General features: G+C 67.5%; 12 protein-coding genes. 8 read left to right on the top strand and 4 right to left on the bottom strand.

All coding sequences use genetic code 11. The features are described from left to right. Position 1: 1 nt before the first annotated feature. Positions 2 to 1,738: a prenyltransferase/squalene oxidase repeat-containing protein gene (locus AJAP_RS22290; protein ID WP_038514946.1), complete on the bottom strand. Its 1,737-nt coding sequence runs from the start codon at positions 1,736 to 1,738 to the stop codon at positions 2 to 4. Continuing rightward, on the bottom strand, positions 1,735 to 3,051 hold the full coding sequence (locus AJAP_RS22285) for a phenylacetate--CoA ligase family protein (RefSeq protein ID WP_038514945.1): 1,317 nt from the start codon (positions 3,049 to 3,051) through the stop codon (positions 1,735 to 1,737). Before AJAP_RS22285 ends, AJAP_RS22290 begins: the two co-directional genes overlap by 4 nt. Before the next feature lie 391 nt (positions 3,052 to 3,442). Here AJAP_RS22285 and asnB point away from each other — a divergent pair, with 391 nt between their 5' ends. The 8 genes from asnB to AJAP_RS43720 all read left to right on the top strand — a co-directional run bounded on the left by asnB (position 3,443) and on the right by AJAP_RS43720 (position 10,602). Further along, on the top strand, positions 3,443 to 5,272 hold the full coding sequence (asnB, locus tag AJAP_RS22280; RefSeq protein ID WP_038514943.1) for an asparagine synthase (glutamine-hydrolyzing): 1,830 nt from the start codon (positions 3,443 to 3,445) through the stop codon (positions 5,270 to 5,272). A gap of 20 nt (positions 5,273 to 5,292) precedes the next feature. After that, a complete protein-coding gene (locus tag AJAP_RS22275; RefSeq protein ID WP_038514941.1) occupies positions 5,293 to 6,357 on the top strand; it encodes an ornithine cyclodeaminase family protein in 1,065 nt (354 codons plus the stop codon). A gap of 37 nt (positions 6,358 to 6,394) precedes the next feature. Then, entirely contained in the window at positions 6,395 to 7,405 is a 1,011-nt protein-coding gene (locus tag AJAP_RS22270) for an iron-containing redox enzyme family protein (RefSeq protein ID WP_038514939.1), read from the top strand. Continuing rightward, the gene (locus AJAP_RS22265) at positions 7,405 to 7,662 is read left to right on the top strand and encodes a CDGSH iron-sulfur domain-containing protein (protein WP_051972555.1); all 258 of its coding nucleotides are present in this window, start codon (positions 7,405 to 7,407) and stop codon (positions 7,660 to 7,662) included. The genes AJAP_RS22270 and AJAP_RS22265 overlap by 1 nt, the downstream gene beginning before the upstream one ends. A gap of 3 nt (positions 7,663 to 7,665) precedes the next feature. Continuing rightward, positions 7,666 to 8,706 (top strand): pyridoxal-phosphate dependent enzyme, encoded by a 1,041-nt coding sequence (locus AJAP_RS22260; RefSeq protein WP_051972554.1) that lies wholly within the window; start codon positions 7,666 to 7,668, stop codon positions 8,704 to 8,706. A 14-nt stretch (positions 8,707 to 8,720) separates the two neighbouring features. Beyond that, positions 8,721 to 9,644 (top strand): ornithine carbamoyltransferase, encoded by a 924-nt coding sequence (locus tag AJAP_RS22255; protein WP_038514936.1) that lies wholly within the window; start codon positions 8,721 to 8,723, stop codon positions 9,642 to 9,644. A 33-nt stretch (positions 9,645 to 9,677) separates the two neighbouring features. Continuing rightward, positions 9,678 to 10,298, top strand: a complete 621-nt coding sequence (locus tag AJAP_RS22250; protein ID WP_228694553.1) for a LysE family translocator — start codon at positions 9,678 to 9,680, stop codon at positions 10,296 to 10,298. A gap of 115 nt (positions 10,299 to 10,413) precedes the next feature. Continuing rightward, complete coding sequence (locus AJAP_RS43720; RefSeq protein ID WP_148311553.1) at positions 10,414 to 10,602, top strand: hypothetical protein; 189 nt, start codon at positions 10,414 to 10,416, stop codon at positions 10,600 to 10,602. A 767-nt stretch (positions 10,603 to 11,369) separates the two neighbouring features. Here AJAP_RS43720 and AJAP_RS22240 read toward each other — a convergent pair. Continuing rightward, a complete protein-coding gene (locus tag AJAP_RS22240; RefSeq protein ID WP_038523628.1) occupies positions 11,370 to 14,501 on the bottom strand; it encodes a DEAD/DEAH box helicase in 3,132 nt (1,043 codons plus the stop codon). Further along, positions 14,498 to 15,724 (bottom strand): toll/interleukin-1 receptor domain-containing protein, encoded by a 1,227-nt coding sequence (locus tag AJAP_RS42540; RefSeq protein ID WP_084098285.1) that lies wholly within the window; start codon positions 15,722 to 15,724, stop codon positions 14,498 to 14,500. Before AJAP_RS42540 ends, AJAP_RS22240 begins: the two co-directional genes overlap by 4 nt. Positions 15,725 to 15,827: the final 103 nt, after the last annotated feature.

The following is a 15,827-nucleotide window of genomic DNA, read 5'->3' as shown; positions in this document are numbered from 1 at the left end:
TTCAGGACAGGGTGAGCGCGGGCAGGTCCGCGCGGCGTCCCTCGATCCGTTCGCGGAGCAGTGAGCCGAGGCAGTCGGCCAGCGCGCCGCCGCCGGTCGGCGCGAGCGGGGTCCACCCGATGCCCTCCGGCCGGACGAGCCGGTCGAGGAAGACGGTCAGCCGGGCGAAATCCACGAAGATGCCCTGCCGGTCCGCGGTCACCACGGCTTCGTAGGTGCTCAGCAGGTCCGGCATGCGCGAACCGACGTTGGCGAACCCGCCACTGGACACCCGGTGGCGTTCGAGCAGGGCGGCCAGCTCGCCGGCCGTGGCCTGGCCCAGCTCTTCCCGGATCCGCAACGCCTGCAGCCCGGCCCTGAGCGTGGGAGGCGCCCCCGGGACGTGCCGATGGCCCTGTTCGTCACGGCAGCCCAGGACGAACTCCGCCAGGCGCGTGGTGTCCAGCACGTCGGAGACCGGAATCCCGAGCAGCCGCAACGCTTCCACCGCCGCCGCGGTGGAGACCAGATCCGATCCCCGGCCTTCCCAGTAGCCGAAGCCACCGTCCGGGTTCTGCAGATCCGCCAGCCAGTCCGCGATTCCGGCCGGCGCGGCCGGGTCGGCGTCGGCCGCACCCGCGGCGAGCGCCCACAGGGTGCACCGCACTTCGCTGCCCCGGGCGGGCATGTACATGACCCCGCCCTCGTTCGGCAGACGGCATCCGGCGAGCCAGGTGCGCCACTGCTCCTGCCGCGGGTCGTCGGCCGCCGTCGTCAAAGCGGTCGCCGCGGTGCTCAGCGCGTCCCCGGCCTGATCGGGTTCGCGGTAGGTGAAACCGCCGGCGGGGCAGGAGAGCTCGTGCAGCCTGCGCAGCACGGGCACGGCGTGCGGGCCGGTGTCCGCGCCCAGCGACCGCACCGAGCCGATCGCGCAGAACGAAGCCCAGACGTCGGCCACGTCGTAACCGGCCCAGCGGACGAACGCGCCGTCGGCCGTCCGGCGGTCCAGTACCCAATCGAGGCAGGACTGTTTCTCCGCGGGGACCGCGCCCAGCGCATCCAGCGCGGCCGTCGCCCGATAGGTGGCCCACAGACACGGGATGTCCGCCGACGGACCGAACCGGAAACCGCCTTCGGCCTGTTGCTGATCCCGCAGCCAGCGCACGAGCGCGGGACCGTCCCAGGGAAGCGCCAGCTCCGGGTCCACGGTTCGCAGCGCCCGCCAGGACATCACCCCGTAGAAGCAGGCGCGGACGTCGGAATCGGCGGCACCGGCGTGCTCCGGCGACCAGCCGAGGCCACCGTCCGGCGCCTGCAACGCGCGAAGCCAGCTCACCAGCCGATCGAGGTCCGGCGGGGTGTCCCCGCACAGTTCGACCACGCTGCGCACCGAGAAGTGCGTGGCCCAGACGTCGGGCGCCTGGCCGGGCAGCATCGCGTACGCGTCACCTGACCAGGTCTCGCGCAGCCAGCCCCGCGTCGCGTCGAGCTCGGGGATCTCGGCGCCGAGTTCGGCCATCGCCTGGGTGCAGTAGAACGTCGCCCACGCGTCGGAGGCCATGCCTTTGCTCCAGGCGTACCCGCCATCGGTGTTGCGCCGGCTGCTCAGGTAGCCGATCGTGGCCACGCGACCGGGCAGATCGCCGGTCCGGTCCAGCCATGCGGCCGCGCGAACCGCGGCGTAGGTGCACCACAGGTCGGCTTCACCGGTGGTGACGGCGATCCCCTTCGGCGCGTGGGGAGCGAGGCGCGCGATCATCCGCGCGCTCCCACTACCCGGAAGTTGGAACGCTTCCAGCTCTTCTGGGACGCGCCGCTCTTGGTGCTCGCGGGCAGCTGGTTGACGAAGAGCACCTCGTCCCATTCCAGGCCGAGCACTTCCCGGGACGAATGCTGGAGGCGGTCGGCCATCGTGGCTTCCCCCGCCCGGTCCCAGTGCACGTCCCGTTCCAGGATCAAGCGGGCGAACGCGCCGGGGGCGTCGGTCTCCATCAGATAGCCGGTCGCCTCGGTCTCGCCGTAGACCACCTCTTCGACCGCGCGCACGGTGAGCTTCGCGCCGCGCACCGCCACGGCGTCGGAACCGCGTCCGACCACTTCGATCACCGGGGCGCGGTCACCGCAGTCGCACTGGGCGCCCAAGCGCACGTCGTCTCCGGTGTCCAGGCGCAGCACGCACCGGGCATGCAGGTTGAGCGGGGTGACCACGAGCCGTCCGGCGCCGGATTCCGGCAGCGGGCGGACCGTTCCGTCGTCGTCGGCGAGTTCGAAGTAGTTGGTGGCGGTCAGCAGGTGCAGGCGGTCATTGGCACAGCCGGCGGCCAGGGTGCCGGTCTCCGTGCTGCCGTAACTCGCGTCCAGCGCGGAGGCGTCCCACCACCGGCCGAGGCGGGCCCGGAACGGCGCGGTGCTGACTTCGCCGAGCAGCATCATCCGATTCACGTCGGCGCTCAGTTCCGCCAATAGCCCGCGTTGTTTGACCAGTCTGCTGAACTGCAATGCCACTCCGGGCGCGGCGAAAACGGTGGTCGGCCGGAAGGAGCGGCACAGACCGATCAGCCGGTCCCAGTCGGAGATCCCGGTGGCGAACGGATAGGCCCGTGTGTGGGGGCGCCCGAGGTACTCGCAGACACCGACGATAAGGTCCGCCACGGGAACGATGTCCGACGGCAGCATAATCAATACGCGTTCATTATCCGGCAACAGATCGCGCCAGGCTTCGGCCACCGAAACGGTGTTCCAGATTATGTCCTCCGCCAGCCGGGGAGTCGGCGTCGGCAGTCCGGTGGTCCCGGTCGTTTCATAATATTTTACCGCCGCGTCGATAGGCGCTGCCAGGAATTCATAAGGGGTTTTCTTGAGGCGATGCTTACTGGTGGTGCCGAGCTTCTCGAATCGGGCAAAGGAGTACTCCGGGAGGCCGGCGTAGGCCTCGGTCCGTCCGGCCCGCTGCCACGTCTCGGATAGTTTTCGCAGGTAGAAGCCCTTGTCGGGCAGGCTTCGCTGCTGGTCGCGGATCTCGTCGCCTGCGTGCTGCACCAGGCGCAACCGATCGCTGCTGTTGATGATCAAGGACAATTCCTCCCCAGGAAATGAACTCAGTCGATGATCCCCTTGTGTCCCCATGGCGATTAGAACGCCGACGAAGTTTAGCACTAAACGCCAACTTCACGCAAGTTGTCCGGCGAGACAAAGCGACCTTTGTCTCCATCGCCGACGACGTCACTCTGGTGGCGGTACGGGCCCTGTTGGGCGCTGAGTACAGTCCTCGACCAGATGAATTACCGGCAGTTGTCGTCGTGCGTTCGTCTGCACTATATCGCCGACATGGTCGGTCAAACACCCTCTTTCGTCCACCCCGTCGCGCCGAGCCAATAGCACGTGTCGCCAGGGTGAACGACTCGTCGTGGCAGCGTACGAGGGAATCGAGCAGACCCAGCATGCCTCTAAGACAGGGAGCGTCATGTGCGGAATCGCCGGCTGGATCGATCTCAGCCGTCCCAACGAGTGGAAAGAAGCGGATCTCGAACGCATGACCCGCACGCTGGCCCGCCGCGGGCCGGACGACGAACGGCTGTGGTCGGACCGGTATGTGGGACTCGGTCACCGCAGGCTGGCCATCCTCGACGTGCGCCGCGGTGTGCAGCCGATGGTCGCGGGTGCGCCCGAGGATCCGCACGCCGTGCTCTGCTACAGCGGCGAGGTCTACAACTTCCGTGAGCTGAGGGCGGAACTGGCCTCACGTGGCCACGTCTTCCGCAGCCACGGCGACACCGAGGTGGTGCTCAACGCCTATCTGGAATGGGGCGAGAGCTTCGTCGAACGCCTCAACGGGATGTTCGCCTTCGCGCTGTGGGATCCGCGCGTGCGGAGGCTGCTCCTGGTCCGCGACCGGCTGGGCGTCAAACCCCTCTACTACGCCCGGTCCGGCGACGCCGTGTTGTTCGGGTCCGAACCGAAGGCGGTGCTCGCCCATCCGGAGTTCACCGCCCGGCTCGATCACCAGGGGCTCGCCGATCTGCTGGGCCTGGTCAAGACCCCCGGCGTGACCCCGTTCCACGACCTCTACGAGGTTCCGCCGGGGCACGTCCTCACCGTCGACGGCAACGGCAGCAGGCTGTCCCGGTACTGGAAACTGCCGACCGCTCCGCACGAGCAGGACATCCCGGACACGGCCGCCCACGTCCGCGAGCTGCTCGTCGACATCGTGCGCAGGCAGTTGATCACCGACGTTCCGCTGTGCACCCTGCTCTCCGGTGGCCTGGATTCGAGCGCGCTGACCGCCATCGCCACGGCCGTCCTCGACGAGGCGGGCGAAGGACCGGTCCGGTCGTTCTCGGTCGACTTCGTCGACAGCGCCGAACACTTCCGCGCCAGTGCCTTCCGGCCAGAACGGGACAATCCGTACGCCCTCCAGGTCGCCGAACATCTCGGGACGGCACATCGGACCATCGAGCTGCCGGACGAAGCCCTCACCCAGGATGGGAACCGGGACGCGGTACTCGGTGCGCACGACCTCCCGCTCACCTTCGGCGACGTCGACACCTCGCTGTACCTGCTCTTCTCGGCCATCCGCGAGCAGTCGACCGTCGCGCTGTCCGGTGAGTCCGCGGACGAGGTGTTCGGCGGCTACAACTGGTTCCACGATCCCGAGGTCGTCGCCACGGCGGACTTTCCCTGGCTCAGCACCATGCAGTTCGTCCCCGAACACATGCTGACCACGGAGTTCCGCGAGCACACGCGGTTCGGCGAGTACCGGGCCGACCGCTACCGGCAGGCGATCGGCGAGGTCGAGTACCTGCCGGGAGAAGACGCCGAAGACCGGCGTATGCGCGAATTCGGTCATCTGCACCTCACGCGCTGGTTGCCGGTGCTGCTAGATCGCAAGGACCGGCTCAGCATGGCCGCCGGACTCGAAGTGCGGGTGCCCTTCTGCGATCACCGCCTGGTCGAGTACGTGCACAACATCCCGTGGAAGATCAAGACCTACGACGGCAGGGAAAAGAGCGTGCTCCGCGGCGCGGCGGCCGGTCTGCTGCCCGATTCGGTCCTCAGCAGGAAAAAGAGCCCATATCCGACCACCGCCGACACCCGGTACGAACAGGATCTGCGACGGCGCGTCGGCACCCTCCTCGCGGAGAACCGTTCGCCGGCGCTGGACATCGTCGACGCGGGCGCGCTGCGCGAGTTGCTGAGCAGGCCGGAGGGCTACTTCGACACCCAGCTCCGGCGCAACCCGCTGGAGACCGTGCTGAGCCTCGCCCAGTGGTACCGGGAGCTGTGGAACTCGTGACCAGACCGTCGGGAGGAAAGATGGAAAACCTGTGGCTCGCCGACGTCCTCGCGAGGCCCGCCCCGGAATCGGTGCGGTTCCTCAGCCGGGCCGACGTCGTCGAGTGCCTGGCGGGGATCGACGTCGTGGCCGCGGTCAAGGACGCGCTGGTGAGTCATCACTTCGGCCGGACGATCCTGCCGAGCGAGGCGTACCTGTCCTGGACCAACCGGCACGGCGCCTACAGCCGCTCGATCGGCATGCCGGGCGCGGTGCTCGAGAACGGCACCGAGGGCGCCTACGGCATGAAGATCATCAACGCCAGCGTGTCGAATCCGGAGTTCGGCCTGGAAAGGGCCGGTGGGCTCGGGCTCTGCTTCGACCCGCGGACCGCAAGGGTCACCGCGGTGATGGAGGTCGGTGTGCTCAGCGCCGTGCGGACGGCCGCCGTCACCGCGATCGCCGTCGAAGCCGCCGGATACCGGGCGACGCGCTCGCTGGCCGTCGTCGGGTGCGGGACTCAGGCGCGGGTGCATCTCGCCCTGCTCCTCACGCGATGCCCGGATCTCGGCCGGATCACCCTGTGCGACGTGCGGGGGCCGGTGGCGGAAAGTCTCGCCGCCGAACTCGCCGCACGGCATCCGGGAGTCTCGTTCTCCGTGGCGGCCACACCGGCCGAGGCGATGGCGGGCGCGGAAACGGCGTTGTTCCTGACCACCGTCGCCGAGGGGTACGTCCAGCCGGAGTGGGTGCGTCCCGGGTCGCTCCTGGTCAACGTCTCGCTCGGCGATCTGACCGACGAGGTCCTGACCGGCGCCTCCGCCTTGTTCGTGGACGACGTCCAGCTGATCGTCGAAAACCCCCGGCGTCCCTTGGGCCGTCTGGTCAACGAGGGGCGAATCGCGGCGAAGGTGCGGGAAGACCGGCCCTCGATCACCGCGACGCTCGGCGAACTGCTCGCCGGCGACATCGTCGCGGAGCGGCCGGACACCGGCTACGTCGTCGTGAACCCGTTCGGGCTCGGCATTCTCGATGTGGCGCTGTTCGGCGCGGTCCTGCGCCGGGCGAGCGGCGCGGACATCGGGCAGGCGCTGGAGCTCGTGTGATCCGGAAGTTCCACCGCCATCGATTCAGGGAGTTCAGGTGCGGTTGCCCAACCATCGCGGTCCGGTGAGCGAAATCCTCGTCCGTGTCTTCCAGCGTCCTCCGGAGGACGGCGACGAATCAATCCTGGGAGCCATTTCGGCGACCGATGTGGGCGCCATTTCCGACGAGGACCTGCAGCTGAGTTTGTTCTTGTGCTACGGCCCCCAGTACTGCCTTTTCGGCGAAGCGGCGCAGACCTGGGAATGGGATACCTCGCTGGTCGAGTTGCGCAAGCGGCTCGAAGCCCGCTTCGCCCGTGAACTACGGGAAACCGCCGGTCCGCTTCCGGTGGTGGACGTGGACAAGCTCCCCGGGTTCTTGATGGAACTCGGGAAACCGAGCCCTGGGCGGTCTCTTTCGCGGTATCTCAAGCAGGACGCCACGATGGAGCAGTTCCAAGAGTTCCTCATGCACCGGTCCGTCTACAGTCTCATGGAGGCGGACCACCACAGCCTCGTCATCCCGCGGGTGCGCGGTGGCGGTAAACCCGCCCTGGTGGAAATCCAGGCCGACGAGTACGGCGGCGGAATTCCGGGTCGTCTGCATTCCCAGTTGTTCGAGCTGACCCTCGCCGAGCTCGGCATGCACACCGAATTCGGCGCGTATTTCGAGGACGTTCCGGCTTGTTCGCTCGCGAACGTCAACGTGATATCCTATTTCGGAACCTATGGTCGTCACCGTGGAGCGCTGCTCGGAAACCTCGCGATGACGGAAATCGGCTCCCACTACGTGAATCGCAATTTCCGGAACGGTCTGCAGCGGTTGAACGGGTCGGACGACTCGTGGTTGTTCTTCCAGGAGCACATCGTGGCCGACGCCGTCCACGAGCAGCTCGCCGCCTACGACATGTGCGGCAAGTTCGTGCGGGACAACCCGCGTGAACTGTCCGACCTGGTCTTCGGCGCCGTCGTGACGGCCGAACTGGGCGCGCGGGCCAACGAGTACCTGCTGTCCTCTTGGGAACGGGGGGAGTCCTCTCTCCGTGTCGTGGCATCGGCGGCGGGCTGATGGACGCCCGGGAACCGGACCGGAACGGGGCCGCGGTGCAGAAGCCCGCTCCGGCCACGGTCGTGGTGTGCGAGGACGGGCCGGTCATCATCCGCGGCGACTACGACCTGCGCAGTCAGACCGACGAGCCGATAGATCCGCAGCGAAAGACCATCGCGCTCTGCCGTTGCGGGCGTTCACTGCAGAAGCCGTTCTGCGACGGCAGCCATATCTGGGCTAGGGGCGTGACCCATGGAGATCGGTCGAACCGGACGTGACCAGTGAGCTGGTACAAGGGGGAGGGGAAGACGTTGCCGAGTGAACTGCACGGCCCGGTGCCGGGGAGGACCCCGATGCTGAACGCCGTGACGAGATATCGCGGCAGAACGACGAATCTCTGGCTGAAACTGGAACAGGAGAACCCGTTCGGGTCCATCAAGGACAGAGTGGCGTACTCCCTGCTCTCCTCGATCTTCGAGTCGGGGGTGCTCTGCGGCGGGATCATCGAGTCGACGTCCGGGAATCTCGGTGTCGCGTTGGCGAGGTACTCCCAGATCTGCGGGGTGGAGTTCACCGCGGTCGTCGACCCGCGGACGTCGCGCAAGCTCGTGCGGCAGATGCGGAGCGCGGACGCGAAGATCGTGGAAGTGACGGATCCCGACGAGACGGGCGGCTACCTGCTTTCCCGGCTGGCCTACATCCGTGACCGGATGGCGGTCGAAGACCTGCTCGTGTGGCCGAACCAGTACGAGAACCCGGCCAATCCCCGCGCGCATTCCGAGGGGACCGCTCCGGAGATCGCTTCCGCGGTCCCGCACGGAGAACTCGACGTCTTCCTCGGCGTGTCGACCGGCGGGACGGTGCGCGGGTTCACCGACTACGTCAAGCACAACAGCTTGCCCTGGCGTTGCGTCGCGGTGGACGAGGTGGGCTCGGTGGCGCTCGGCGGCCCGCCTGCGTCCCGCAGCCTCAACGGGATCGGCGCGAGCCGCACGTCGTCCTTCGTCGACGGGCGGGATTGCCTGAACGTGAAGGTGACCGCGGCCGAGGCGGTGGCCGCGTGCGACTGGGTCGCGAACGAACTGGGCGTCCGGGTCGGCGGCAGTTCGGGCGCCGCGGTCGCCGGTGCCCTGCGGTGGATCGGCGAGGGTCTCGGCGCCGAGCATGTGGTCGTCGTCTGTCCCGACGGCGGCGATCGTTACGAGGACACGATCTATTCGCCGGGCTGGCGTCGTGCGAAGGAACTCACGTCGAGGGCGGAGTGGGAGTTCCCCGAGGTGCGCTCGACGCGGGTCGTTGACAATTCACTGGTCTTGATCTGACGGGGGTGCACAGCATGGTCGGTTTTCTTTCTCTCGATGACGTCGACACCGAGGACCTGCACGGAATCGTCGAGCGCTCCGCCGGCGTGCTCGACCGGCCGGAACCGTTGGAACAACGGCTTTCCGGCAAGGTTCTCGGCGTCTACTTCGCCAAGACCTCGACGCGCACGCGGACAGCGTTCACGTCGGCCGCGTTACGGCTCGGAGCCTCGGTCATCCCGTATGGCCCCAACGATCTCCAGCTCAACACCGGCGAGTCCCTGCACGACACCGGCCGGATGTTCGGCGCGATGCTCGACGGTCTGGTGATGCGCACCGCGGGCCCGTTGGAGGACATGCGCCTGGTGGCCCACAGCAGCGGTTTGCCGGTCGTGAACGCGATGGCGGCACAGGAACATCCGACTCAAGGCGTCTGCGACGCGGCGTCGATGCTTCGGCACTTCGGCCAGGTGGACGGCCTGTCGGTGCTGTATGTCGGCGAAGGGAACAACACGGCCGTGGCGCTGGGGAAGATCCTGAGCACCTATCGTGGCGTCACAGTGGTTTTCGCCACGCCGAAGGGCTACGGGCTCGACGCCGCGCTGCTCGGTTCGTTGCAGGAAAAGGGCGCGGCCTCGGGATCCCGTTTCCACGAGACCCACGACCTCGACGCCGTCGACATCACCGCCGACGTCGTCTACACGACTCGATGGCAGACCACGGGGACGGCCAAGCCGAGCGCGGACTGGCGGGAGGACTTCCGTCCGTTCCACGTGGACGACGAAGTCATGGCTCGGTGGCCGAACGCGGTGTTCATGCACGACCTGCCCGCGCACCGCGGTGACGAGGTCAAGGGATCGGTGCTCGACGGGGACCGATCGATCGCCTGGGAACAGGCGCGGATGAAGTACGGCAGCGCGGTCGCGATCCTGCAGTGGATCTACCGCGACGCTCGATGAACGACTCGTGAGTGAACAACGCGGGGGGACCGCTTGACGACAGCTACTTTGCTCGCTTTCACCGCCGCGGCCGCGGTCATCGTCATCGTGCCGGGGCCGGATCAGGCGTTGCTGCTCCAGACGAGTGCCGCCGCCGGACGTCCGGCGGCGGTGCGCACCGCCGGCGGCGTCCTGCTCGGCATCGTCCTATGGGGCGTCGCTTCGGTCGCCGGACTAGCCGCGCTGCTGGCCAACGGCAGCGTGGCCTTCCGGATCGTGACCGTGATCGGCGCGGCCTACCTGATCTGGCTCGGCATCACGGCCTTGCGGTCCGCGGTGACGGCGGCCGCGTCCACGCCGAAACACGAAGATCGCCGGAGCACGGGTTTCTTCCTACGCGGGCTGCTCATGAACTGCCTGAACCCGAAGATCGGCCTGTTCTACCTGTCGATTCTTCCGCAGTTCCTCCCGGGCTCGGCCGCGTCGGCCCTGGGCGCGGAGCTCGTGCTCTTCGCCATCTACGTCACGGTGAGCGCCCTGTGGTTGTTCGGGTTCGCCTTCGCGGCCGGCAGTCTCCACCCGTTCCTGAACCGGCCGCGGGTCAAGCGATCGTTGGATTCGGTGGTGGGCGTGATCTTGCTGGGACTCGGAGTCATGGCCTTGGTGGGAGTGTGACGGTGTGGCCGTACGACAAGAAGAATCGGCACTGTGGCAAGAGCAGTTCGTCGGAACCCGCAGCGAGGTGGGGCGTGCCGTCGACGCAGTCGAACGGGCCCGAGGCGTGTTGCGGATGTCCGGCGATCCGCTGATGGCCGCGGTCGACAGCGCCCTCACCTGTGCCGTGTCGCTGATCGAACTTCGGCGGCACGGAACGGAATGCGACATCGACACGCTTCACAACGCACTGAACGCTGCCCGCGCACTGGTGGGCGAAGTGACCTTCGCCGTGCGGGACAGCTATCCGGGGTCCGGTTCTTGACGACCGGATTCCTCTGAGGCGTGATGGCCCTTCCGGCGGGAAGGGCCACCACGCGTCCGTCGCAGGCCGCTCCGGACCGTAACCGACCTCGCTACACCGGATGGCAATGTGGGGCCGCCGGCTGGCTCTGGCCCGGCGGCCGATCCCGCCGCGTTGGTCAGTGCGGGAGACTTCCTTGCCGACCAGCAGATTCGCTCAGCACGGTCGCTCAGGAGTTAGGCTCTCGCGGGCTTGGTGCGGTGTGCGGCGCATGGACTCGCGCTGGGTGCACGACCCCCGGCTATCGCTGCCGCCACGGTCACTCCAGCGCCCGCCAACCCGCGGCCGGGCGCCCTGTCGAGAAGACCAGCTGATCGACCGCACCGCCGCGCACTTCGGCGACCTGGTCGATTACGATGCCCGGACCCACGCACGCGCCCATGTTGTCGCCGCAGGGCTCCGGGCCGGCTGGTCGACAGTGGCGTGCGACAGCAGGGGAGTGACTCTCGTGAGCGAGCGCGCCGTTTTGTCGGGTTCTTCGCGAGCACCAGCGACAAACGTCTCGCTCAAGTGATCTTGAGCGAGGCGTGGGGTAGTGAGGTGTCCGAGGACGATCTTGCTCGCTAACCACAACCATCTCGTTGGACTGATCGTTCGGCGCGGAGATTCCTCAAGCGCTGCGGGGTTTCGCTCCCATCTCCGCTGATCATGTGTTGGGCTGGCAGGCCAATAGATCATGCTGTGCGCTGAGTCGAAGACGGTGACCGCTGGCCCCCTGCCAACACGACTCAGTCCTCCGGCGGATCGATCAGGTCGTCGAGAGCAGGTTGGTTCGCTTCAGCCACTGCGGCCTCAGCCGCTGCCCGGACGGCGGCCGCCAGGTTTTCATTGCCTGCGCACTGCAGCAGCTGCACGGTGTCGGCGGAGGCGATCCCCGCCGGGTCGGTTAGGCCCGATTGATCCAGCCGCAGATAAACCTCGCGCTCGACACGACGGTCCAAGTGCCGAGCGACAGGAACCAGGCCCTTAACGATTCCCAGCGAGAGTTGCCAAGGCAGGAGTTCGGCGAGATCGGTGAGGTCGGACTCCGGGTGCAAGTGACGGGCGATATCGACGACCGCACGGATCACGTCGGCTGTGCGTTGCGCCGCGTGGGCGATCGGACCGGGGTCACGAATGCCAGCCTGTGGGCGCAGGTGAAGTGTCAGCGCCGTCTCGATCTTCGAGATCGGTCGGCCATTGGACCACATCAGGCACGCGAGCGCGCGGCGACACCGGCCGATCTCGGCGCCGCCCTGGCTACGGGGGCCCAGCAAGGCGGCCGCCACGGCGGGCGCGCACCGTTGCCGCGGCAGCTGTCGCGCGAACTCGTCGTACTCGCGCTGCCAGTTGACCGATGGCTTGGTGAAACGCACGTCATCGACTTCGGTGATCAGCTGCGCCACCCCGAGCAAGGTCATCCTGGTCAGCTCCGTATCCGCCACCCTTCGCAGGGCGCCGACCAGGACGCGGGCCGACTCGACGTCTAGGCCGCTGCGGACCGTCGTTTCACCGAGAGGAGTCAGCCCGTAGCCGTTGTCGGCGGCGATCACGAACCCGTCCTCCACCAGCGAGGCTACTACCGAATGAACGTTCGCGAACGAAAACGGTCCACTGGTGTGGTCGTGCTGACTTTGAAAGGCGCCGTAGGTCCAGGCCAGAAAATCCGCTACGCCGGTCGCGTCGGCATCGCCGGGCTCATCGGCGAGGCACTTGAGCACGGTGAGCACCAAACTGGGCAAAGCGAGGCTGGCGCCGAACAGTGCCGAGCAGGCGGGGTCTGGCCGGGCGTTCACGTAGCTCCGCCAGATCCGCTGAGTGTCGACGCTGCCGTTCGACAAGACGATCGCCCGCCCAGGCACATCCTTGGCGGCGTCGCGGCCCGCCCGGCCCGCCATGTTCTTGTACTCCGACGCGGTGTACGGCCTGCCGGGGCGACCGGGGTGCTCCAGCTCGCACACCACGACCGAGTCGGCCGACAGGTTCACACCTTGGGCCAGCGTCGTGGTCGCGACTACGACGCGGATCGGCCCCCCTTTCCCACAGAATCCCTCCACCACCGCTTGCTGCTCCGCCTCGCCAAGATCCGTGCTGTGAAAAGCCACACCTCCGCCGAGGCAGTCGCGCAGCATCTCCCCCACTCGGGACACGTCACCCTGCGGAAGCGCGCTCAACACGGATTCGGCGGTGGGCAGGTCGAGGCGATCGGAGAGCCGGCGGGCGAAAGCACGGGCGCCTATGCGGCTGGAGCGGAAAACCAGGACGCGATCGCCCTGCGCCACCAGCTTGCCGACCAATCGTTCCGCGAGGTCGTCACCGGCCACCAGCCCGGAAGTCGTGAGCAGCTGTTCTTCGGCCTCCGCCACCTGCGCCTGCTTGCCACCGTGGAGCCGGTGGAGGTAAGTGCCGTCCGGGCCGAGAACTCCTTCGCACAGCGGGATGACCCGGTCGGTGAATGGCACGAGGCTCGCGTCGAGCCAAGCCGCCAACCGGTCCGCCTGTCCCAGCACGGCTGAAAGCCCCACCAGCTGCGGGACGGGCAGGTTCCGGTGCGCGGCCCGGCGCAGGCGGGTGAGCAGCAGTTCCAGCCGCGGACCGCGGTCGCTCAGCAGCAGGGACTGGATCTCGTCGACGACCAGGACGCCGACCCCGGTCAGCAATCGCGGATGGCTTGCGAGAAGGCCGATGTAGGTCTCATAAGTCGCCACTGCCAGGTGGTACGAACCGGTGATCAGATCGCTCACCTGGTCGCGCACTGCGCCGGTCGCTCGGACGACCCGGAGCCCGAGCGGAGTGTACGCCTGCTGGAACCGCTGGTACTGCTCATTCACCAGGGCACGGCTCGGAAGGAGGAACACCGCTTTGCGGTTTTGCGTCGTCGCGTACAGCGCGGCGAGTTCGCCGACCAGGGTCTTTCCGCTCGCGGTCGGGGCGCTGACCAAAACGTTGCAGCCGCGCAGGAGCCCGCGGTGGACGGCGGAAACTTGCACGTCGTTGAGTTTGTCCACCCGAGCACGCCACTGCTCGGCCACCGGCGCCGGGATACCATAGGGCAGGAGTGACATCAGGTCCTTGGTCGCCGGAGGTGGCTGGGTGTGGCCGCCGATCTCGCGGTAGCGGGGCCCCGGTATCAATGGCGGGAACCGAGTCCGGCGCATGGTTCCCTCGAACGTGGGGTGCTGCCGGCGACGCCCGACCCCGGTCTCGTCGGCGGTGACCCGGTCGAGTACCTGCTTCACCAACGACGACAGGCACACCGCGCCACGGTCGTCGAGGACGCCTTCGCCCATCAATGCTTGCACGAGGTGGTGGGTCAGGATTCCATGCCGGTAGCGAGCAGACTCGAACGCCTCTTCGTCCGCCGACGCCGCTCCGAGGAAGATCCGGCCGTCACCGCTGATCGACTGCAGGATTTCCCATGCACCCGCTCCGTCGGACCGAGCGCTGTTGCCGTCGTCGGGCTCGCCGAAGGCCCGCGCCAGCATTCCGCCGGAGAAGCAGCAATCGAGCACGACCACCAGCAGCCGCGCGCGGATCGCCCGTACCAGGTCGACGAACCGGGTCAGCGGGAGAGCAGTCTCGGCGAAGTTTCCCGGGACCGCGTCATGGGTCGCCAGCTCCCGTGACCGTGTGCCGTGGCCGGAGAAGGTGATGACAACCACGTCATCGCCGCCAGCGACCTCGGCGAGGCGGCGGAGTTCGGTGGTCAACCGGTCGCGGGTGGCATCCTCATTCTCGAGGAGGACGCAGTCCCCGCTCACGTTGTCGGAAAACAGCGCGTGGAGGACGCCGGCATCTCGCCCCGCGAAGTTCAGACGACGGAAGCCTGGGTCGCGGTAGCGGTCGATCCCGGTGAAGAGCCCGTGGAAGCTACCGGTCATGACCGGTCCCAGCCCGGCCATGGCGGCGTCGTGCGGATCGTCTTCAGCAGGTACTCGATCTCGGTCTCGGTCAGCGCCTCGACGATGTAATGGTCCATGGTGACCGGGTGAAGGAACATCGGGATGTCGTCGACTGAGCAGCCGGGCAGGACGACGGGCAGGAGGTGGCTTGCCCACCGAGGGTGTTTCTGGAGCAGATTCCTGATCACGCCAAGTTCGCTGCGGATGCCTGCTCGATCGTTGCCCCGATAGGTCCCGTCACCGACCGCCCGGCAGGTCGGTGACGCGATGACTGCGACAAAGTCCGCTTCCCTGATCTCGCGCAATGCCCAGTGGTCCCACTCGGTGCGAGGTCCCTCCTGGCCTTCGTCGATTCGCGGGTCCAACCCGTTTTCGCGGAGAAGATCGGCGAAATCACGCACCTTTTTCTTGTGCGTTTCGCCCTCGTGCGCGTAGCAGATGAAGACGCGAGGCGAACTGCGGGGAAGTCCGACACCGGGCTCATCGTGTTCTTCGGCTTCGACCGCGGCCGAGCGACTGGATCCGGTCAGTGAAATACCGAACTCCGTCGACTTGGGCACCGGCTGAAAGTCTTCTCCGTCGGCGAAGTCCGTTTCGAACCGCGCAGCCAGCCGGAATTTCTGCTCGGTCCGTCCAGCCGGCGTCAGCAGCACTATCCACGCCGAATACGAACCCGGCCGCACGCCGGCTCTCCCCGGAGCGACGTGCAGCCACCGGATCACATCACCGGACGCGCCGTAGACGTGCACCGGCCCCTCGACCGGCGGGACGTGGACATGAGCGGCGCCGTTGTCGACGGGAATGAACTCCAGGTTGCGGCTGAGTTGGTACGACGTCGCCGGGCGGGACTCGGCGGCTCCGTGCGGCAGCGCCGCGACCACCGTGGCATCGGAGTCCGCCAGCACGAAGCCGATCTCGAACCAGCGCACGACGGGCGCGCCGGGATCGACGTACAGGTCGTAGTTGATCTTCACCAGGTGCGCAGAAGTATCGCGAAACGCTTGGTTCGCTTCCTTCACCGGGTGCACGTGCCAGCGGCCGAGACGCACCGACCCGGAGGCCACTTCCGCCGGCCCCGCGTCGATCCGCCGGCCGCCCGGGTCCACGAGCACGAGCTTGACGTCGGTTCCCTCTTCGGGCTGCATGCCCGCTCCTTCCGATCGGCGCGACACGAGCGACAGGCTAAACAGCCGGATCACCATGCCCACGACCGGACCCGCGATGTCCGGGAAATGTCATGAAATTGGCCATTCGGCGCAGGTTAACGGGTTTGACCGCGGCGTCGTCCTGTGCTTTGCTGCCGAT

This window comes from Amycolatopsis japonica (assembly GCF_000732925.1).
GTDB lineage: Bacteria > Actinomycetota > Actinomycetes > Mycobacteriales > Pseudonocardiaceae > Amycolatopsis > Amycolatopsis japonica.
Note: the sequence above shows the minus strand (reverse complement) of the source record. Positions and strands in the feature narration are given on the sequence as shown.

Excerpts from the sequence above, each read along its gene's own strand:
- AJAP_RS42540 (WP_084098285.1), bottom strand. The coding sequence starts at position 15,724 with ATGGTGATCCGGCTGTTTAGCCTGTCGCTCGTGTCGCGCCGATCGGAA.
- AJAP_RS22290 (WP_038514946.1), bottom strand. The coding sequence starts at position 1,738 with ATGATCGCGCGCCTCGCTCCCCACGCGCCGAAGGGGATCGCCGTCACC.
- AJAP_RS22240 (WP_038523628.1), bottom strand. The coding sequence starts at position 14,501 with ATGACCGGTAGCTTCCACGGGCTCTTCACCGGGATCGACCGCTACCGC.
- AJAP_RS22265 (WP_051972555.1), top strand. The coding sequence starts at position 7,405 with ATGGACGCCCGGGAACCGGACCGGAACGGGGCCGCGGTGCAGAAGCCC.
- asnB (WP_038514943.1), top strand. The coding sequence starts at position 3,443 with ATGTGCGGAATCGCCGGCTGGATCGATCTCAGCCGTCCCAACGAGTGG.
- AJAP_RS22275 (WP_038514941.1), top strand. The coding sequence starts at position 5,293 with ATGGAAAACCTGTGGCTCGCCGACGTCCTCGCGAGGCCCGCCCCGGAA.
- AJAP_RS22255 (WP_038514936.1), top strand. The coding sequence starts at position 8,721 with ATGGTCGGTTTTCTTTCTCTCGATGACGTCGACACCGAGGACCTGCAC.
- AJAP_RS43720 (WP_148311553.1), top strand. The coding sequence starts at position 10,414 with ATGTCCGGCGATCCGCTGATGGCCGCGGTCGACAGCGCCCTCACCTGT.